Source organism: Phaeodactylibacter xiamenensis, assembly GCF_965229835.1.
Lineage (GTDB): Bacteria > Bacteroidota > Bacteroidia > Chitinophagales > Saprospiraceae > Phaeodactylibacter > Phaeodactylibacter xiamenensis.
Window position 1 is genome coordinate 2,379,841 of record NZ_OZ245931.1, and the last position, 19,725, is coordinate 2,399,565.

Sequence of the window (19,725 nt, forward strand, 5' to 3'; positions counted from 1 at the left end):
TTATATTCTGACCTTTCGCACGCGAAAGATTTGGAAAATTGATTAATAATGTTAGGGCAGTTATCTTGCAGCTCAAAGGAGCGCAAGATGAAAGACCCAAAGTTACTTGACTTGTATTCGGACTACCTGCTGGCATCGTTTCGCATGGCGACAGCCACCGGCTTGTCCGAGCTGACCGATCAGGCACTGAGCCATGACAAGATCAGCCGTTTTTTAGGGCAGGAAGCCTTCACGGCAAAAGACTATTGGCGTTGCATAAAGCCTTTGGTACGTAAAGTGGAGCACCCGGACGCGGTCATCAAGATAGATGACACGATCGAGGAGAAGCCGCACTCTACGGAGAATGAAGTGGTCACTTGGCACTGGGACCACTCCAAGAAGCCGAAAGCGGGGCACACCAAAGGGATCAACATCCTGAATTTCCTTTACCAGAGCCCACAGGGTATAGAGCTGCCTGTTGCTTTTGAGATCGTGCGCAAGTCGCAAGAATACGTGGATGCCAAAAGCGGGCAGGTAAAGAAGCGCAGCCCCCGCAGCAAGAACGAGATGCTGCGCGACCAGCTTTTTGCACTTGTCAAATACAACCGCGTGCCCTTCCGCTATGTGGTATGGGACACTTGGTTTGCTGCCAAGGAGAACTTCGAGTTCGTGCATTATGAGCTGGGCAAGCATTTCATCAGTGCCTTGAAGAGCAACCGCAAGGTCGCCCTTAGCATGGAAGACAAGCTGGAAGGCAAGTTCCACCGAGTCGACGGGCTAGAACTGCAAGCAGGCCAGGCCATTACTGTTTACCTCAAAGGGCTGGATTTCCAAGTCCAGTTGGTCAAGCAGGTCTTTATAAACCAAGACGGCTCAACTGGAGACTTGTACCTGGTCACCAACGATCTGGTGCTAAGCGGCCCAGCTATCTGCACAACCTACGGGACACGCTGGGGAGTGGAGGTATTCCACAAATCGCTCAAACAAAACGTGGGGCTGGAAAAGTCCCCCACCAAGCACGAGACATCCCAGTGCAACCATGTTTTTGCTGCCATGATTGCCTGGACTAAACTCGAACTGCTGGCTGCAAAAGAGCAGACCAACCACTTTGCCCTAAAAACCAAAATTTATGTCAATGCCCTCAGGGCGGCTTTTCAAGAGGTGCAAAGGCTCAAAGCCTATGTCCCTAAAATTGGACCGCCGGATGGGCTAGCCACCCCTCTTTTGGGGTAAGGCCTTGATTAACTTGTTCATGCGAGTGCTTTTTCAGTGCCATGCACTGAGTGGGCTTGCTGTGCCAAGCACCCTGAGTACTGCTAATTTTTTCAATTATCATAACCTTTCGCGTGCGAAAGGTCAGTTATATTTATGAAATACCTCATTATCCTTTCCCTGCTGTTAGTGTCTTCTACTGCATTTGCGCAAGCGAGTATGATAGCTACCGACTCTCTCATGTCTCATGTGCGGTTTCTATCCTCTGATGCATTAAAAGGCAGGGAAACAGATAGTGAAGGTAATGCTGCTGCTGCCGCTTACATCCTGCAGCGGTTTGAAGATTACGGGTTAATGCCTGCAGGAAAGGAGGGCTACCGGCAGCCGTTCCAATTTTACAGCCGTTTTCCTAAAAAGACTTACAAAGCCACTAATCTACTGGCGATGGTTAGGGGTACGGAAGCACCGGACTCGGTTATTGTAATTTCCGCACATTACGATCATGTTGGCGAACGGGGTGGTGAAGTCTATAATGGCGCAGACGATAATGCTTCAGGTGTGGGCGCACTTCTGGAGCTGGCCAGATACTTTCAGGCCAACCCCACGCCTTACAGCCTTCTATTTGCAGCGTGGGATGCTGAAGAAGTTGGGCTCCGCGGCGCCAACCACTTTGTCGATGAACCAACGGTGCCATTAGAGCAGATCATCCTGAATATCAATATGGATATGATCGGCCGCAATGCCAAGGAACAAATTTACATCTGCGGTGCAGGTCATTATCCTGAACTGCGCGCACCATTAGACCGTATTGCAAAAGATGCAACGATACAGGTCGGGTTTGGGCACGAATCGCCAACGCCAACGCGCTCTGATGACTGGACATACGCCTCTGATCATGGCGAGTTTCACAAAAAAAATATTCCCTTTCTATACTTTGGCGTAGAGGACCACGAAGATTATCATCAGCCCACTGATGATGCAGACCGGATCATGCCTGTATTCTATACTGCTGTCGCTGAAGTCATACGGAAAGCTATCCTCCACTTCGCAAGGCCCTAAAAGGACAGCCCCTCCCGGTTGACCGAAAGGAGCTGCGTACAATGGTTTTCCTTCAAATGGGCTTTAGAGCCTTATTTTTCAATTGCAGTAAGTTCCATGTAGCTTTGCAGTTTGCCACCTCCGTCGTAGGTCTCAGACCTAACCACTCCTACGCCTTCTGCAAAATACTCTACCGTGGAGTAAGAACGGCTGATCATCATTTTGATGTTGGAAGTCTGGCTGATTTTATAGCACTCAAAAGACCCTGCTTCTGTGGAAATCGTCGCTTTCCCTTCTACCTTTCGGTCCGTTATTTCAATATTCATAGAAGCGATATTAATACCGCTTGCAGCTGTGGTAATCTTTGAGGAAGCATCCGGCAGTTCCTGGCCGACTTCAATATCATTTGGGAAGGATAGCGCATCACCCTCAATTGTCACTTCGTAGCCGCTAAAGGACTGTTGCATAGCCGGATTGAACATGGAGTTGACATCCATAAGCAGCTTGCCATCTTTGCAAAAGACCTGATAGGTGCCGGAGTAAGACTCTTTGCCTTTCTTATCTTTGAGGATAGTGCTGACTTCCGCTTCAATTTCGCCCTCACTTTCATTAATAACCTTTACGGTGTTTTCCGTAATACTCTCCACTTTACCTTTTTTGTTAAAGGTGGTATATTCCATATAGGCCCCCTCCTTGAAAGGGAAAAAAGTGGAACAATCCTGTGCTAAGCTGTTCAGGGCAAAGGACAAAGGCAGTAGTACAAGTAGGATTCTAAGTTTCATGATTTCCTTTATTTCGGTTTTGGTTTCATTTGTTAAGATAGTACAGGACAAGGAATTCCATACACACAAAAGTTAATATAACTTTAAAGAAATCCAATTACCGCTCCCTGCTGCTCTTCAAAACATTTTCAAAACCAACTTTATTATACTTGGGTATTAGTAATCTCCAATCCTCACAAAAAAGAGCCATGAAGCGACTTTTACTTTCCCTATTTACAGTCCTGTCTGTAGTTACCGTTCACAGCCAAACCAACCTGTTGCTGACCAATCCCGTCATGGAAGACCTGCTTAAGGGCAATTATCCGGCCGATACCTACGAGCCTGCTACCCTGATCAATCATCCGGATGCCATCTTTGCTGATTTGGTGGAATCCGTATCTCCTGATTCCTTATATGATTATCTCGTGGAATTAAGCAGTTTCGAAAACCGCAATACTGGCGCTGATACTACGAGTGCTACTTTCGGTATGGGGGCAGCCCGCCGTTGGGCGCACAACAAGTTCGAAAATTTCCCGGCAGCACAGGAGGGCCGGCTTGAAGTCGGATATTTCCAGTTTGACCAGGATATCTGCGGCATGGGGCAGCACAGGAACGTGCTTGCTGTTTTGCCCGGTATTGGACCGGACCGCGGCGAGGTCGTACTCCTTGAAGGCCATATGGACAGCCGTTGTGCTGAGGTTTGTGACACCGGGTGCATGGCACACGGTATGGAGGACAACGCCACAGGGACAGCTTTGGTCCTGGAGCTGGCAAGGGTGATGAGCCAGTATGCTTTTAACCGGACGATCGTCTTCATGATCACCACAGGAGAAGAGCAGGGGCTATTTGGTGCCAACGCTTTCGCCGAATACGCCGAGCAGGAAAACATTCAAATCCGTGGCGTCTACAACAACGATATCGTGGGCGGCATCATTTGCGGGGCGACCGCCTCACCTCCCGGCTGCCCGGGCCTGAATGCCATTGACAGCATCAACGTTCGGGTCTATTCCTCAAACGGAGGGCTCTTTGGAGCATCTTCTTCCCGGTTGCTGGCCCGCTACAGCAAACTGCAGTATGATGAAAATATTGCTCCCATTGTGCCTGTAGCTGCTGAAGTCAATATCATATCACGGGAGGACCGGGCCGGGCGTGGCGGCGACCATATCCCCTTCCGGCAGAGAGGCTACTCTGCAGTGCGCTTTACTTCTGCCAATGAGCATGGCAATGGCAACCCCAGCACACCGGACTATCATGACCGGCAGCACACCATGGAGGACATCCTCGGTGTGGATACTGATGATGACGGGCAAATAGATAGCTTCTTCGTTGACTTCAACTATCTGGCCCGAAATACTGTCTTGAACGGCAGTGCTGCCGCTGCAAGTGCTATGGGACCGGCTACGCCAGACAACTTCGAGCTGGAAGCCACCCTGGCAGGCGTGCGTTACAAGTTTGAAGACGCGGCTGGTACCGGGCTTTACCGCCTCGGCATCCGAAGCTTCGAGACAGAGACCGCTTACTTTGATACCCTTGTTACCGTAACCGCTTTGGAGGATACGCTTTCATGGCTCCCCCCGGGCACGGTATATCTTATGTCAGCCGCTGCATTGGATTCCAACAATATCGAGAGCCATTTTTCAGAAGAAACCTTTGCCAACCTTACAACAAGCACTCAGGAAGTGAAAACCTACGAGGGCCTAACACTGCTGCAGAACCGCCCCAATCCCTTTGATGAAGCTACCACGATCGGTGTTATGGTCGAGTCCCCCATTGATTACAATACCGCCTTTATACGAATTGCAGATACACAAGGCAGAGAGCTCGCACGGTACGAAGTTGAGCTCAACCCAGGGCTTGTGCAGGTAGTATACGGCTATGAAAACCATCGGTACACACCCGGCACCTATTACTACAGCCTGGTGATCGATGGGCGGCCTGTGGATACGAAAGCGATGATTTACGCTTACTAAGAGAAGGCAGATGTCCGCTCCGGAACATTTGAAGCCGGAGCAGGCAACATCACTTCCGGGAAATCAGTTTTGTGAGTGTGTATAACAAATTGTACAAAACACAAAGGCAACCCTCTGCATTTAAGCCCTATGGCTGCTGGGGTAGAGCTTCCCGCTCTGCTCCAGCTTATCCAGGAGAGGCAAACGGCAAATGCTGGCAAGCTATTCAAAAAGTGCAATTTGTTATGCACACGTTTTGTGAACGATAGAATGATTATCTTCCCCCCACATAAATCGATACCTAACTATGATCTACGTTTCTTTTTTACTGGCCATTATGACCACCCTATCTGCGCCCGAAGCCTCCACACCCGATCACAGCCTTTGGGAGGCAGTACTTCAGCAGTACGTCTCGGAGGACGGCGCGGTCAACTACAAAAAGCTGGCAAAAAATAATAAAGACCTGAACGCCTATCTCGAAGAACTGGCTAACCACCCACCTATGGACAGCTGGAGCCGGGATGAAAAGCTCGCCTACTGGATTAATGTTTATAATGCCTTCACGGTCAAGCTCATCGTGGATAATTATCCGGTCAAGAGTATCCGGGACCTTCACGATGGCAATCCCTGGGACGTTAAATGGATAAAGCTGGGCCGGCAAACCTATTCGCTTAATCAGATCGAGCACGATATCATCCGCCCCAGCTATAACGAGCCTCGTATCCACTTTGCGGTCAATTGTGCAGCGCAGTCCTGCCCTCCCCTGCTCAACCACGCCTGGACAGCAGACAATCTTGAGCAATATCTGGAGCAGCAAACACAAGCATTCATCAATAACGAAGCCTACAATACAATCAGCGCCAAATCACTGGAACTGTCCCAGATTTTCAACTGGTACGGTGAGGATTTTGATGATGTCAAAGCTTTCGTGGACCGTTACACCACAACAGATGTGAAGGACAGTGCCAAAGTGAGCTTCCGGGAATACAACTGGGCGCTTAATGCACAGTAAGAATACCCTGATTTTACTCTTGGTTCTGAGCGGCATCATTGAGGTTACTGCTCAGCGCCGGGTGTTACTGGAACATTACACCTCTTCCTGGTGTGGGGAATGCCCTAATGCACACCTCATTGCCTCGCAAATAGCCGCAGATCATCCGGATCGGGTGATTTTAGCGTACCATCATTCTTCCGTAGACCCCATGGCTAACCCGCACAGCACCGCCTGGAAGGATGAGTTCCTCATATTTGGTACTCCACTTGGTGTAATCAATAGGACACCCCCGGGCCCGGCTGGCCCAGTTTACGCCAGTACCGGTCAATGGGAAAGCCTGGTCGAAGCACAACTAGAGGAGCCTGATTACCTGGACCTTGACATACATTTTGCCCCCCAGGCGGCAACCGGCAGCCTGAGCTTTGAAGTGTCTCTTGAGCTACTGCAGGAACTGCCCGGACCGGGAGCACTCAGGCTAAGTGTTATAATAGTTGAGGATTCCATCCGGAGTACAGCCCCGGGATATCAGCAATCCAACTACTACAACGAAGTAACAGGGCACCCTTTGTTTGGGCAGGGAGGTTCCATACAGATGTACCCCTTTATGAACGTAGTGCGGGATATTGCTGATGATACATGGGGAAGCAATGCAGGGTTGCCTGATCAACCTGAAACGGGGGAAACCTACTCGTGGGTTGGCAGCTTTGACCTTTCTAATGACTGGGACCCCAAACACCTGAGGCTCATTGCAGTTGCGACATTGCATAATGGCGACGATATCCGGTCTCGCCCTGTACTGGACGCGCGTGCTATCGGCATAGGAGACCTGCTATTAACTTCTACCTCCCACGAAGCCAATCCAACCGTTCAGTTTCAGGCATTTCCCAACCCGGCACGGGATTATCTGCAGCTAAATTTTCCGAAAGATGAATATGGGTTAAAGCTATTCGATACACAAGGAAAATTAATACACACGGCTCTTGTGAATGGAGAAAACCACACCATAGCCACGACGGATCTGCCTAAAGGCGTATATACCCTACTTCTGATCAATACAACAGGGCGATTCGGAGCGCAGCGAGTTATCGTCAGGTGAAGGCTAACGAAAAAAGCCCCGGAGCGGATGTACGCTTACCGGGGCTTTCTTTAAATCCGATTCTTATACCTTTTTAATCCAATTCTCGTGATTGACTTTATTCACTTAAACCAGCCTTGCCATATCTCTTACCAGGATTTTACCCCGGTTGAAATAGATAAGGTCTGATTTTTTAAGCTCATTAAGCACTAGTGTTACCGTTTGACGGGAAGTGCAGGTGATATTGGCAATATCCTGGTGCGTCAGGGAGTGCTTGAGCAGCATTTCGTAGCCTACCCGGCGGCCGCGCTTATTGACGGCGTCTTTGATAAATTCAATAATACGAGTGCGGGCATCTTTGAAAATCAGCGACTCCAGCTTGTCCTCTGCCCGGACCAACCGGCCGCCAAACAGATTCATGACCGAAGTGCAGAGGTCAAAACTCTTCTGCATCAGCTTTTTCATATCAGATACTTTGAGCTGATACACATGAACATCTTGCTTAAGAGCCTGTGCAAAATCCTTATAATAAGGCTCTCCTATCAAACCCAACTCCCCAAACATTGCAGTAGGGTGGATCAGTGACTTAATAATCTCCTTACCATCTGTGGAATGTGTGCCAATTTTCACAGTCCCTTTGGCTAGGAAATAAATGTATTCTGAAGCATCTCCCGGCATATAAATGAAGGAATACTTCGGCTTCACCTTATACTCCATCATCTCTGCCAGCGCCGCTTTGTCCTCAGCAGAGAGAACGGAGAAGAGGGGAAAAAGGTCAATAAATGATGATTTTGCTTCGGCGTTCATGTTAGCTCTTTTAGGTAATCTCACTTTCAAACATGGACAATATTCAATGCCATGTATTCTGCAATTTCACCTATAGAGACACTAAATATCAGAAGTCCCCCTATGCGAAGAAGAAGTTTTTTCAGATGAACTGAATAACAAAATAACCAGAGCAGGGAAAGTATGTAAAGGCGGGGAGTGTAAGACGGGGAGTCAGGAAACGTCAATACCCGACAACAAGGGAGTCGCTGGAAGTGCTAAACCCTGCGAAAACCCCCTGCCCGCCGTTAATATTATCGTAAACGATTACAGGATCAGCATAGGGGGAGTCCGACACGCCATTCTGCCTGCTTATGGTTGAGAAGTATTGGTAATACTCCTTGGAAACCGCCCGCAGCTCGATAAAGAGCTTACCCAGCTCATCACGGTTCGGCAAATAACTAAATTCAACAGGTAGGTTTAACCGGATGGTTTGGCCATCCTGATCTTCATCTGCCAACAACAAACCTCCGCCAACATGAGCGACCTGAAAGTTGGTATTCAGTTGGTTCGAAAAAATTACAGGCCTCATTTCCTCCCTGAAATACAGGGTGTCATTCTCAATAATTGCATATTCTCTAAATTGTTGCAGCAGGTTGATGTGATAGTAATTATCTATTTGCCCGGGATCCTCGAAGGCGATTCCAACGCGGTAACGGACCAGAGTTTCCTTTTCTCCCGTCATCTCAGAAAACTGCAAATCTGAAATCTCAGAAGAAACCATTTTGACAGGCGTAGGGATTTGACTATGGGCAGTGACCGTCTCAAAGCCCGGCGCATCCACCCTAATGGTATATTTGATCCCGACCTGGGGCTGGAAATCTCCTGCAGAATAGAATGGCAGGTTTGATATCTTGTCCTTATCTTCAGAAAAGCTCAGTTGAGTCAGAAATTCCTCATTGCGGTAGAGCTCTACAATAGCGTTATCGATATAAGCGATTGGCTCATCATCAAGGATACTTCCGGAGGAAGATACATAGACCTGTAATGTACGATCCAGTGTGAAACTGCTTACCACCACGAGTTCAGACGAACGGGCATCTATAGCCGAATTAACGTCAAAGACTTTTTCACAACTAAGCACAAAGCTTAGCATAGCCAAAAAAATCGGTAAAAAAATCAAACGCGGCATAAACTATCCGTTTTCTCCATACCCAAAACACTTAAAACAAACATTAAAATCAAAGCGGTTTGTCAAAATATTATTCCGGCATAAATAGGGTTTCGGCGAAGAGCCCCCCTCTAGCAATAATATCCCCTAAAATATAAGGAGATGTCAGCGAATATACAATTATAATTTTAAAGAATAGTTCAGTGCAGGGATTAATGGCAACAACCATACCGGGCTAAACCGGCGGTCTTCCCTTATTTCGCTGCCCTCGGTTACATAGCGGGTTTCCAGATTGTAATACAATGGGTTTCGGCGGTTATACAGGTTATAAACGCCCAGGTTTAAAGTATGCCGAACCCTTTCTGTTTCGATGTAAAGGTTTACCCCAAAATCCAGGCGGTGATAAACGGGCATCCGAAAGCTGTTCTTTTCTCCATAATCAACGACGTTGATGCTCCCGACTCCAGGCAGGAAAACCTGATAACGCCCCTGCGGAAGGCTAAAAGCAAAACCGGAATTCATTGCCCATGATCCGGAAAACTCCAGCCACTCGTTGAAGACATGCACGAAAGCAAGGGTAAGGCTGTGCCTGCGGTCATACCTGTAAGGGTACCGCCTCCCGTTATTTACGAGTGGGAAGCGCCGGTCCGCCCAGGCCAGCCCGTAGGATGCCCATCCGGTAGTCTTTCCCTGCCGTTTTTCCAAAAGCAGCTCCATGCCATATGCCTGTCCTGTCCCTGAGGTAAGATTGCTTTCCCAATTATTAAAAAACAGCGCCCCTTCCGAGTAAGTTAGCAGCTGGCTCATATACTTGGTGTACATATCGCCGGTAAGCTGCCAGCCTTCCCCAAACTGCCAGGTCGAAGACAAACCAAACTGCCAGCTCTGCTCCGGCTTAACGGATGCAGTACTAGGCACCCAGAGGTCATTGGGCAGGCCAAGTGTAGAGTTGGAAAGCAGGTGGACAAACTGTGTCATTTTGCTCAGATAGCCATTCAGCAGAAGACGGTTATTAATGCTCCAGTTGGCAATCAACCGGGGCTGCAAAGAGGAGTAAGTCTGCCCATCTACCTGAAATGCAGCCAGATGAAGCCCGGCATTTACCTTAACCTCCGGACTAACCTGCCAGATATTTTCCAGATAGCCCCCAAATTCACTGGCAGATATAGCCCTGGCTTGCATCCGGGGCTGCCGGAGGGTATCTGATTTCTCAACCAGTTCGAGTGATAAAAGGCCTGGTTCGAACAGATGACGGGTGGCAAAAAACCCAAACCGAAGCGATTGTACAGGCGCAGGCCGGTAGTCAAAGTCAAGCCGCGCACCAAAATCATCAATTTGCGAAAAGTACCTCCCAATACTAATGTACCGGTCCGTTACACTCCCAGACCTTGCATTCGTCAGAGAATCGCCCCTTTCGTAGGTAATGCCCACATCCAGCCCGCTGTAAGAAGCAGTGAGGCTTGCGAACAGCTGATCGCCAAACAGATGAGTCCAACGCATGGAAGTCACGGTGTTCCCCCAGGTCATCTCCTCCAGCGCACTTCTGGAGGAGAGAAAAGGTACAGGCTCTAAGACGCTGGTATCCTGAGTGAACAGAGTATCCAATGCCAGGCTTCGGTTTCGGTAAGCATCCTTGCCTGTATAAAAACTAAAGTAAAGGTCGTCCCGATCTGAAAGCGTAAAGTTCAGTTTGGCATTAACGTCATAAAAATCATAGTCTACCAGGCTCTGCCGGTCCTCTTCTGAACGTATGCTCTCGGCAAGCGGCTGCAGATACCAGCCAATCAGGCTACGGCGGCCGGAAACGATAAAGCTGCTTTTACCTTTCTGAATCGGCCCTTCCAGCGTCATCCGACCTGACAAAAGCCCAAGGCTTGCCTCAGCTTCATAGTGCTGGTTGTTGCCGTCACGGGTACGAATGTCCAGAACGGAAGATAAACGCCCACCAAAACGGGCAGGGAATCCACTTTTATAGAGCTGGGCACTTTTGACGGCATTCGTATTAAATACCGAGAACAGCCCCGCTGCATGAGATATGTTGTAGACCGGTACACCATCGATCATGATCAGGTTCTGACCATTGCCTCCGCCCCGTACATGCAGCCCATCCAATCCATCTGTACCAGATTGAACACCGGGCAGCAACTGTAAGGCCCTGACCAGGTCAGACTCCCCAGCCAAAGCCGGCAGCTGTTCCAACTGCTCCATGTTTAGCTGTGTCGCCCCTCCGGATTGTACCATTTTCGGGTCAACCCTGGGTTTGTACCCCACCACTTCTATTGGCTCCAACTGAAGGTCAGACCGTAGTTGCTGATCGAGGCGCTGATTGTCCATTAAATAGAAATCAGAAGAAAGAGTGCCATAGCCAACGTAAGAGAAATCCAGCGCTACCGGGCCAGCTGGAAGGGTAATACTAAAATAACCATACTCATTAGTGACCGTGCCTTTGCCACTTTTATTATCGTAGATATTGGCACCGATCAGGCGTTCACCTGTACTGGCATCCACCAAAATACCATTGATGGTGAATTCAAGATCAACTGGCAAGAAAATCACAATTTGCCCACCAAGCTCTTTAATCCTTAGGGGCGTATCCTGTAGTAGCTGGCCTAAAGCACTTCCGATAGTGCGCTGCTCGAACCTTGCCGTAATGACCTTCGGAGGAAGGATATCGTTGGAAAAGGACAACCGTAAATCATGCTCGTCGCCCAGCCGGTAGAGCGCTTCCTCTAGCGATACCTCCCAAAACTCAGCAGAGACCTGTTGATCCAGCACTCCCTGAGCAACCAGCACATAAGCACAAGGGATGGTAAGCAATATTAAAAGTAGAAGTCGCTTCATAAAGGCATTTGCGGATCAGGAAAGTCGCTATTCCTATTTCCAAAAATACAGGGATTTTTCAGGATTAACAACAGCGGGGAGACACTAGCGGTTGAACACCAGACGTATAGCAGCATCTGCGGCCTTTCAGCGGGCTAATGGCGTCATCAATCTTCCAATTCGATACTTCCGTAGATTCAATACCGATCATTCCGTCCTGTATCATTACCTTTAACCCTTATCTGAGGAACCTCCTCTAATAAGGACAGGACTCGTGTAACCAAACCATTGGAATTAATGAAAAAACTGACAATCCTGGCAAGTTGGCTTGCCTTTATTTGCTTAACAACTGCTCAGGCGCAAAGCGACAGCCGGGCCCCTGAATTTGACATCACCAAGGCCGATATGGAAGCCCACCTCCGGTTTTTGGCTTCTGATGCCCTGCAGGGCCGGCGCACCGGCGAAATGGGCAACGATATTGCGGCTGCTTACATCGCCTCCCAGTACGCCACCTTTGGTCTAAAGCAAGTGGATGGCGCTCAGGGCTACTACCAGCCTGTCCCCTTTGAAGCCATTACGCCTCCATCTGCGGCTAAGATCGTCATTGAGGACGAGACCTACACACAGGGCGACAACCTGCTGATGATGACCGGCAACCTTGAACCGACTAAGACCAAAGCCGTCTTTGCCAATTATGGCTGGGTGGACGAGGAAACAGGTATAAATGACTATGACAAGCTTGATGTGGAAGGTAAACTCGTTTTCGTATTGCCTGGCACGCCGGAGGGACAAGACCCGCTGACCGTTTTCAACTCCATGAGCAAAAAGCGTAAACTGGCTAAAGAAAAAGGCGCGGTTGGCCTGATCGAGCTCTACCGCCTGCAGTTCCCCTGGCAGTTCTTCCTGTCTTACTTTGGCAAGGAAAGCCTTAACCTGGCTGATAAAATGGAGACCACCAAATCCAACCCCAACTTTGTTTATGGCTGGATCAAGGAAAAAAACAAAGAGACCTTCAATGCCATGAAGGATAGCAAAAAGACAAAGGTGGAGCTGAGCAGTGAGGGCTTCTCCCGCCGGGCTGTCACTTCCAACAACGTCATCGGGTTGCTCGAAGGCACCGATCCGGAATTAAAGGACGAATATTTGCTTATCACGGCTCACTTCGACCACGTTGGTACCGGTAAGAATGGTGGCTCTCCCTACACACCAGAGGACAGCATCTTCAACGGTGCCCGGGACAACGCTATGGGAACGACCGCACTTCTCGGTGCCCTGCAGGCACTGGCAGAAGCGCCTCCCAAACGTTCCGTTATCTTCCTGGCAGTGACCGGTGAGGAAATCGGCTTACTTGGTAGTCAATACTACGCCGAAAACCCGCTCATCCCAATGGAACAGGTCATTTTCAACCTGAATACAGATGGTGCAGGCTACAACGACCCCTCCTATGTTTCCATCGTAGGCTTCGGCCGCACCGGAACAGACGGACTTGTGGAAGCAGCTTCTAACATTTTCGGGCTTGATGTATTCCCCAACCCTGCACCGGAGCAGAACCTCTTCGACCGCTCTGATAATGTATCTTTTGCAAAACTAGGTGTGCCGGCCATGTGCTTTAGCCCCGGTTTGACTTCGTTTGATGAGGAAATCAGTACCTATTACCATCAGGCAGCTGACAACCCGGACTCCATCGACTTCGATTATTTGCATAAGTTCTGTCAGGCACTGGCACGCACGGCCCGCCTGATTGCGGATGACGAAGACCGCCCCTTTTGGGTGGAAGGCGATAAGTATGAGGAAGTTGGCAAGCAGTTGTACGAACGCTAAGCAATAGATTCCAGCAGGAACGAAAGGCACGTATCAGCTTCAGCATTGGTACGTGCCTTTTTATTGCTCTGTCATTGCCTTGCCTGATCCGATTTCCCGCTCAATAAGATAGCTGTTTCGGTCAGAAGCCGTGCGCGAGATCAGCTCGGCCAAAAAGCCGGAAAGGAACAACATCGTACCAATAACCATACAGGTAAGAGAAATGTAGAAATAGGGATTGTCCGTCACCAGAATTGTAGGCAGCCCCTGGCTCAGACGGTACAATTTGCTGATGCCAATATAACCTGCGGCAAAGAAGCCGATGACGAAGATAAAAACGCCCCACATACCGAAAAAGTGCATGGGCCGTTTGCCGAACTTGGAGATAAAAATGACCGAGAGCAGATCCAGCGGCCCGCGTATAAAGCGCTCAATACCAAATTTAGTGGTGCCATATTTACGCTCCTGATGCTGCACCACCTTCTCCCCTATTTTCTTGAATCCCGCCCATTTGGCGAGGACCGGTATGTAACGGTGCATATCGCCGTACACCTCTATGCTTTTGACTACGGCATTGCGGTAAGCCTTTAGCCCGCAGTTAAAATCGTGCAGGTGGATGCCCGTCATGCGGCGGGCCGTCCAATTGAAAAACTTACTTGGCAGGTTCTTAGTAAGCACCGGATCGTAGCGCTTTTTCTTCCAGCCGGACACCATATCATACCCCTCTTCTGTAATCATGCGGTAAAGCTCCGGCAGTTCCTCAGGGGAGTCTTGCAGGTCTGCATCCATGGTGACCACCACATCGCCCTGTACGGCAGCAAAGCCCCGGTTGAGGGCAGCAGATTTCCCGTAGTTGCGGCGAAACTTAATGCCCCGGACACAGGTGTTCTCCTGAGCCAGACGTTCCACCACCTGCCATGAGCCATCCCGGCTGCCATCATCCACAAATACAATTTCGTAGGAGAAACCATGCGTTTCCATCACCCGGCGGATCCAGGCTTCCAGCTCCGGCAGGGACTCTTCCTCATTAAAAAGCGGGACGACAATTGAAATATCCATGTATCAGCTTCTGGTCTTAAAGTGAAGAACGCGCAAAAGTTAGAAAAGATGATCATTTCCGGCTGGCTAAAGCCGCCAGGCCAAGGGAAATCAGAAAGTACCCGATCAGGCTGCGGGCGTAGGTCAGCAGGGTGTTTTGAAAGCCAACCTTCAGCCCATCTCCTTCCAACGATTCTTTAAAAGCATCGTACTGCTCTTCCGTTAGCATCTCTTTTCGGGCTTCCAGGGTCTCAGACATTACAGCCCGCTGTACCTCTTCGAGCCCCGGATCAAAAACACCATGCAGCAGATAGTAATAGAGGTAGTACACCAGATTGGCTACCACGAAGACAGTAAAGCCGACCTTAAGCGCCTGCTGGAACTCCAGCTTTCCGCCAATAGCCTGCCGCTCATCATCAATCGCTTTCCAGGCGACAGCCAGATAGAGCCCCACTGTTGCCCAGTTTAGGAAAGAATTGAAAACCAGCTCCTTATTGATCAAATAAAATAGCAGGTAGATACCCACGGTAATCCCACCTGCTATAATGCCGTACTTGACGCCTCGGTTTTGCTTTAGCATATGCTTATTGATTGTACGGCAAATATACGGGGGCTAAAGCAAAAAACAGTATGATCCAAAAGATAGCCTAAGCTTCCCGCTTCATAATCGCACCAATAATCAGTGAAAAGATAATACCAGCAATCAGGGAGCCTACGGCTGCGAATACCGAAAGCATAGCTGGATTCATCATCCAGGTCATGTAACTCATGGCCTGATCGGCATCACTTTCGCTCATACCTTGCTGTTCAATCATTTGCTCGCGGCTAACCTCCATCATAGTATCAATCAGCCCGGGCTCCACAAAGGCAAAGAAAATATAGCCCCAAATCGCAGAAGTCAGCGCGATCAGCAGAGATACAATAAAGCCCACGTAAAAACTGCGCCCAAAACTGATAAATCCGCCCAGTTCCTGCTCTTTGTGCTGACGCACTGCCAATACAATAGCCGCAATCATCACACCCCAGGTAGCAATATTGGAAATCCAGTTCCCGCCTGAGTTTTGCCCGGTGTAGTCCACCATGCCTGTCATGTGAATAATCAACCCGACTATGATTAGTACTAAACCGGCCAGTAAACCGTGCCGGCTGCCGGTAGGCCATGGAGAGACTTCCTTAGGGTCAATGGTTTCATTAGGATTGTCAAGCGTACTCATATTGTAATGGTTAAAGTTGGTGAATAAGCTTCAATATCGGTCAATTCCTATTCCCCCGCCGGTATTTTCTATGAATGGGCATTTACAAACGACTGATTGTTATTCACTACGGCGAGGGCACGCCCACGCAGTTCCTGCCCCAGCACTGGTGAATTCAGGGAGCGGGAATATACCCGGTTGCGATCGTACACCCATTGGGCATCCGGTTGAAAGATGGTCAGCTCTGCCATTGCGCCTTCTTTGATTTCGGGTAAGTCCAGCCCCAGAATGCGGCGGGGATTGCCGGCTATTTTCTCAATCAGCAGTTCATCGGTAAGCCAGTCACTCAGGTGCGTTCGGCATAAAGCGTACAACGTCTCCAGCCCGGTTGCCCCAAACTCCGCGTAGGGGAATTCCAGCTTTTTAGCTTCCTCTTCCAGCGGTTGGTGATTGGAGGCGATAATGTCTATAGTGCCGTCAAGTACGCCCGCTTTCAATGCGGCCCGGTCGGTAGCACTCCGCAGGGGTGGTAGTACTTTGAAATTGGAGTCGAAGGTGGAGGTGGCGTCGTCTTCGTAGACCAGGTTCATAATGGCTACGCTTGCGGTTACCTGCAGCCCTTTGGCTTTGGCTTCGCGTATCATTTGCACGGCGCCCGCGGTGGAGATATTAGCGAGGTGCAACCGGCTTTCGGTATACTCCAGCAGGTGTAAATCTCGGCGTACCATCACCTCCTCAGCTATCGATGGGATGCCCGGCATTCCCAGAGAAGTAGAAACGATGCCTTCGTGCACCTGCCCGCCGTGCCGCAGGTGGTCCTCGAGCGGCTGATTAATCACTACTCCTCCGAAGGCTTTAACGTAATTGAGCGCCCGAAGCATCACCCCGGTATGCTGCAGAGCGATGGGGCCATCAGTGAAGGCAACCGCGCCAGCCCGCTGCATGTCGATCATCTCGGTAATTTCCCGGCCCGCGCACTTCAGGGTCAGCGCGCCCATGGGATGGAAGTTGACGAGCTTGCCTTCAGCATTTCGACGAATGTACTGCACCCCAGACTTAGAATCAATAACCGGGTCCGTATTGGGAAATGCCGCCACTGCCGTAAATCCACCAGCCGCCGCCGCTGCGCCTGCGGTATGCAGGGTCTCGCGATGCTCTAAGCCGGGGTCGCCCACCTGCACGCCGAAGTCCATCCAGCCGATGGACAAATGTAGCCCTTCCGCTTCCAGTAAAGGGGCACCCTCCTTCTCAAAGGGTGTTTCCCCGATTTTCTGAATATGTCCTTCCCGGATCAATACGCTGCGCACCTGCTTATGATGTGGATTGCCTGGTGCGATGATGGTAGCGTTCTTAATATGCAAGTCCATGCGCCTGTGATTATTCTACCGGATACCACCGGTTGTTCTTAAAAAGGTAATGCTGCCCTTTCTGATAAATTTCTGCAATATCGTGCCGGATGAGCAGCTCATCGACAAAAAGTGGTGCTTCTCCGATGTCCTGATTGTCTACCCAAAACCGGATACGGCTGTTGGAGCGTTGAGGGATAAAGCCCATCTCCACCAATGCCCATCCATTGCTATCAAAGGTACGGAAGTGGTCGTAGATGCGGTAGTGCTGTTCCTGCAAATGCTCCCCGCTCTGGGCATCATACTCTTCAATATGGAAAAAGCCAGTGGCCAGGCGGTCGACATCCACATAGATCCAGGTGGAAAACGTGTACCAGCCCGTACCATACTGCCGGGGCAGGGTGCCGTCAAAAAGGACGTTCGGTTGGCTGACCTCCCCGGTATAAGCCCCGCCCCCACGGTAGTAACGCTCTGTAGCAAGGGTGTCAAAACTTTCGTAAAAAAAGTTGTGCGTGGAATCCCGGGAAAGAAAACCGGCCACCGGGTACAAAGCCGCACTGTCTGCTTTGAGCGTGTAATTGATGTCCCGTACCTTAGCCTCAATCCGTTCTTCAAAAGCCGTCAGGGGCAGGCGGTAGAGCGCATACTGATCATTCTCAAAAAGCAGTTGCGCGCCGGTAAGCATATGCTCGAAACGGGCTTTCTGCTGCTCAAACTGATACTTGCCCAGTACCAGCAACAGTGGCTTTTCATTGGGGAAGTCTTCCAGAATTTTTGGGACACGGTAGGGCTCGGACACCAGCTGCAGCTGATTGTAGGATTGGCTGCGGCTCGTGCGGGTCAGGGCAGCACCTGTGGTGGGCAGGCCGGTTTGCATACCTAGCATAAGCGTCCAGGGCATTACATTGCCAGATGTTTCCATCCAGAAGTTATCGCTGCCCAGGTTAAAATACGGCAGGGGCACGGTGGCCTGAAATTCCCGGTAGTCGATGCCTGGCAAATCGGCAAAAGTCTCGCCTTCGTGCAATTGCCGGATGTCATCCAGTTTCAGGTCGGGGTCGGTACAGGAATGATAGGCTTCAAAGCCAAGCAAGAGCAAAGCCCCAATGCCCAGCCCCAGCTTCCACTGTGCTTTAGATTGGTCTATCCATGCCCAAAGCTCAGTGAAGACAATCAGGTTGATGGCGTAGTAAAAAGGCCAGTTAAAGCGCCCCACCGACCGAAATTGCTGATAGGGGCCTGTATAATCCAGCAGCCCCTCCAGCCCCGGAATAGTAAACGGTAGCCCGAAAGATAGCAGCAGGAGCACCAGGCTCGTCAGCATCATTTTATTCAGAAACGGCTGCAACTCACCGCCTGCCTGCACAAATGACGCTTTAAAGCCACTGCTCACCCAGCGAATGGTAAGCACCAAAAGGCCAATTAACGCCACCAGCCCAATGTATCCTTTACCTTCGAAGCCCCCATCCTGAATGGCGATCACCTCCTCATTGATCCAGGCAAAATAAGGCATGGCTGTGGAGGTGACAATATCCTCCCAGATGGAATGAAAGTGGAAAAAACCCCAGGGCCGCGCTGCACGGTCTGTCACCGGATTATTGTGGTACATCCAAAGGTAAAAGAAGACCAGCGGCGGCCCAATTTGCACGCTGAAGTGCAGCAGATAACGGAAAAACCGGCGCACCGTAGGCTTCCGCAAAAAGCCAAAGAAAAAATAAAAGGATATGGTCATCGCCATAATGACGAAATAGTAAAAGTGGATAAGCGGAAAGACCAGCAGCGCCACGGCCATCCAAAGGCTGTACTTCAGGCTGTGCGCTTCCTCCAGCCGGATGAGGAGGTAAAAGAGTATGGGAAGGACCTCAATATGCGACAAACCGTAGTGCGCGATAAACCGGTAAATTTGGGGAGACAGGAATACGATGCCCAAACTGGCGGCAGCCCCCCACCACGGAACCGTCCCGAGCCGCAAAAAAGACAAATAGAGAAAATAAGCCCCCAGCAATATGCCCAGCAGCAGCGAAAAGTTGACGATTGCCCGGGTATAGCCTGTGATGTCCACCACGTAATCACTCACGACTTTAATGAGCCCGGAGACAAGAGGCTGCGTAACGGCAGCCGAAGCATGATCGCCGTAGGGGTAATTCATCCCCTCGAAGTAGGTGAAGGAGCTGTCGTGGCGGGCGTGGTATTCGATATTGGTGTACGCCTTAAGGCCATCGGCATAGGGCTCGATGACCAGATTGGGCGTGACAAAGAAATCAGGGAAGCGCAACCAAAGCAAGGCAATACCAAGCACGATAACAGCCAGGCGGCCAAGGTTTGCATCTGAAAAGCGGTCCTTCATGGTGGCGGCGTTCCTTGTTTAGGAGCAAATGTACGTTTTTGGGAGGAAATGAGGTGGGGTTTCACGGAAAGACCCTAGCATATAGACCGCAATAGGGCTGGCATTTTTTTCACGCAAAGGGCGCAGAGCCATTCGCTGCTCCTGGTTTCACGCAGCGCGCGCAAAGAATGAGCCACGAAGGACTCAACGTTACGTTTGGCATACCGGGCTGGGTAGGATAGATCAGTCTTTCTTTGC

15 protein-coding genes are annotated in these 19,725 nt (G+C 50.1%); 6 read left to right on the forward strand and 9 right to left on the reverse strand.

The window, feature by feature from the left end:
* Positions 1-87: 87 nt before the first annotated feature.
* Entirely contained in the window at positions 88-1,212 is a 1,125-nt protein-coding gene (locus tag ACO08I_RS08800; RefSeq protein ID WP_421946523.1) for an IS701 family transposase, read from the forward strand.
* A 135-nt stretch (positions 1,213-1,347) separates the two neighbouring features.
* On the forward strand, positions 1,348-2,250 hold the full coding sequence (locus ACO08I_RS08805) for a M20/M25/M40 family metallo-hydrolase (protein ID WP_421949086.1): 903 nt from the start codon (positions 1,348-1,350) through the stop codon (positions 2,248-2,250).
* A 71-nt stretch (positions 2,251-2,321) separates the two neighbouring features.
* Here ACO08I_RS08805 and ACO08I_RS08810 read toward each other — a convergent pair whose 3' ends face one another.
* Positions 2,322-3,011, reverse strand: coding sequence for a hypothetical protein (locus tag ACO08I_RS08810; protein WP_421949087.1), 690 nt, complete (start codon positions 3,009-3,011; stop codon positions 2,322-2,324).
* A 188-nt stretch (positions 3,012-3,199) separates the two neighbouring features.
* On the opposite strand from ACO08I_RS08810, the gene ACO08I_RS08815 reads away from it, so the two are divergent.
* The 3 genes from ACO08I_RS08815 (at position 3,200) to ACO08I_RS08825 (ending at position 7,029) form a co-directional block, all read left to right on the forward strand.
* The gene (locus tag ACO08I_RS08815) at positions 3,200-4,960 is read left to right on the forward strand and encodes a M28 family peptidase (protein WP_421949088.1); all 1,761 of its coding nucleotides are present in this window, start codon (positions 3,200-3,202) and stop codon (positions 4,958-4,960) included.
* Positions 4,961-5,246: 286 nt separating this feature from the next.
* On the forward strand, positions 5,247-5,951 hold the full coding sequence (locus ACO08I_RS08820) for a DUF547 domain-containing protein (protein WP_282775157.1): 705 nt from the start codon (positions 5,247-5,249) through the stop codon (positions 5,949-5,951).
* Positions 5,941-7,029: a T9SS type A sorting domain-containing protein gene (locus tag ACO08I_RS08825; RefSeq protein WP_282775155.1), complete on the forward strand. Its 1,089-nt coding sequence runs from the start codon at positions 5,941-5,943 to the stop codon at positions 7,027-7,029. Before ACO08I_RS08820 ends, ACO08I_RS08825 begins: the two co-directional genes overlap by 11 nt.
* A gap of 105 nt (positions 7,030-7,134) precedes the next feature.
* On the opposite strand, the gene ACO08I_RS08830 is transcribed toward ACO08I_RS08825, so the two are convergent.
* The 3 genes from ACO08I_RS08830 to ACO08I_RS08840 all read right to left on the reverse strand — a co-directional run bounded on the left by ACO08I_RS08830 (position 7,135) and on the right by ACO08I_RS08840 (position 11,785).
* The gene (locus ACO08I_RS08830) at positions 7,135-7,815 is read right to left on the reverse strand and encodes a Crp/Fnr family transcriptional regulator (protein ID WP_282775153.1); all 681 of its coding nucleotides are present in this window, start codon (positions 7,813-7,815) and stop codon (positions 7,135-7,137) included.
* 202 nt (positions 7,816-8,017) lie between these two features.
* On the reverse strand, positions 8,018-8,965 hold the full coding sequence (locus ACO08I_RS08835; protein ID WP_282775151.1) for a DUF4249 domain-containing protein: 948 nt from the start codon (positions 8,963-8,965) through the stop codon (positions 8,018-8,020).
* Between the two features lie 159 nt (positions 8,966-9,124).
* A complete protein-coding gene (locus tag ACO08I_RS08840) occupies positions 9,125-11,785 on the reverse strand; it encodes a TonB-dependent receptor (protein ID WP_421949089.1) in 2,661 nt (886 codons plus the stop codon).
* Between the two features lie 276 nt (positions 11,786-12,061).
* Here ACO08I_RS08840 and ACO08I_RS08845 point away from each other — a divergent pair, with 276 nt between their 5' ends.
* Positions 12,062-13,585, forward strand: coding sequence for a M20/M25/M40 family metallo-hydrolase (locus tag ACO08I_RS08845; RefSeq protein ID WP_421949090.1), 1,524 nt, complete (start codon positions 12,062-12,064; stop codon positions 13,583-13,585).
* Between the two features lie 60 nt (positions 13,586-13,645).
* Here the strand turns inward: ACO08I_RS08845 and ACO08I_RS08850 are convergent, their stop codons facing one another.
* The 5 genes from ACO08I_RS08850 to ACO08I_RS08870 all read right to left on the reverse strand — a co-directional run bounded on the left by ACO08I_RS08850 (position 13,646) and on the right by ACO08I_RS08870 (position 19,488).
* On the reverse strand, positions 13,646-14,623 hold the full coding sequence (locus tag ACO08I_RS08850; RefSeq protein WP_421949091.1) for a glycosyltransferase family 2 protein: 978 nt from the start codon (positions 14,621-14,623) through the stop codon (positions 13,646-13,648).
* Between the two features lie 52 nt (positions 14,624-14,675).
* Complete coding sequence (locus ACO08I_RS08855) at positions 14,676-15,182, reverse strand: DUF4199 domain-containing protein (RefSeq protein WP_044222779.1); 507 nt, start codon at positions 15,180-15,182, stop codon at positions 14,676-14,678.
* A 67-nt stretch (positions 15,183-15,249) separates the two neighbouring features.
* On the reverse strand, positions 15,250-15,816 hold the full coding sequence (locus ACO08I_RS08860; RefSeq protein WP_282775141.1) for a DUF4199 domain-containing protein: 567 nt from the start codon (positions 15,814-15,816) through the stop codon (positions 15,250-15,252).
* Positions 15,817-15,884: 68 nt separating this feature from the next.
* Positions 15,885-17,162, reverse strand: coding sequence for a dihydroorotase (locus tag ACO08I_RS08865; RefSeq protein WP_421949092.1), 1,278 nt, complete (start codon positions 17,160-17,162; stop codon positions 15,885-15,887).
* Between the two features lie 10 nt (positions 17,163-17,172).
* Entirely contained in the window at positions 17,173-19,488 is a 2,316-nt protein-coding gene (locus ACO08I_RS08870; RefSeq protein ID WP_421949093.1) for a hypothetical protein, read from the reverse strand.
* Positions 19,489-19,725 lie beyond the last annotated feature (237 nt).

Bases quoted from the DNA above. Each gene is read 5' to 3' on its own strand.
- ACO08I_RS08845 (WP_421949090.1), top strand. From the start codon at position 12,062: ATGAAAAAACTGACAATCCTGGCAAGTTGGCTTGCCTTTATTTGCTTA.
- ACO08I_RS08810 (WP_421949087.1), bottom strand. From the start codon at position 3,011: ATGAAACTTAGAATCCTACTTGTACTACTGCCTTTGTCCTTTGCCCTG.
- ACO08I_RS08870 (WP_421949093.1), bottom strand. From the start codon at position 19,488: ATGAAGGACCGCTTTTCAGATGCAAACCTTGGCCGCCTGGCTGTTATC.
- ACO08I_RS08840 (WP_421949089.1), bottom strand. From the start codon at position 11,785: ATGAAGCGACTTCTACTTTTAATATTGCTTACCATCCCTTGTGCTTAT.
- ACO08I_RS08860 (WP_282775141.1), bottom strand. From the start codon at position 15,816: ATGAGTACGCTTGACAATCCTAATGAAACCATTGACCCTAAGGAAGTC.
- ACO08I_RS08825 (WP_282775155.1), top strand. From the start codon at position 5,941: ATGCACAGTAAGAATACCCTGATTTTACTCTTGGTTCTGAGCGGCATC.
- ACO08I_RS08835 (WP_282775151.1), bottom strand. From the start codon at position 8,965: ATGCCGCGTTTGATTTTTTTACCGATTTTTTTGGCTATGCTAAGCTTT.
- ACO08I_RS08800 (WP_421946523.1), top strand. From the start codon at position 88: ATGAAAGACCCAAAGTTACTTGACTTGTATTCGGACTACCTGCTGGCA.
- ACO08I_RS08815 (WP_421949088.1), top strand. From the start codon at position 3,200: ATGAAGCGACTTTTACTTTCCCTATTTACAGTCCTGTCTGTAGTTACC.
- ACO08I_RS08850 (WP_421949091.1), bottom strand. From the start codon at position 14,623: ATGGATATTTCAATTGTCGTCCCGCTTTTTAATGAGGAAGAGTCCCTG.
- ACO08I_RS08820 (WP_282775157.1), top strand. From the start codon at position 5,247: ATGATCTACGTTTCTTTTTTACTGGCCATTATGACCACCCTATCTGCG.
- ACO08I_RS08865 (WP_421949092.1), bottom strand. From the start codon at position 17,162: ATGGACTTGCATATTAAGAACGCTACCATCATCGCACCAGGCAATCCA.
- ACO08I_RS08855 (WP_044222779.1), bottom strand. From the start codon at position 15,182: ATGCTAAAGCAAAACCGAGGCGTCAAGTACGGCATTATAGCAGGTGGG.
- ACO08I_RS08805 (WP_421949086.1), top strand. From the start codon at position 1,348: ATGAAATACCTCATTATCCTTTCCCTGCTGTTAGTGTCTTCTACTGCA.
- ACO08I_RS08830 (WP_282775153.1), bottom strand. From the start codon at position 7,815: ATGAACGCCGAAGCAAAATCATCATTTATTGACCTTTTTCCCCTCTTC.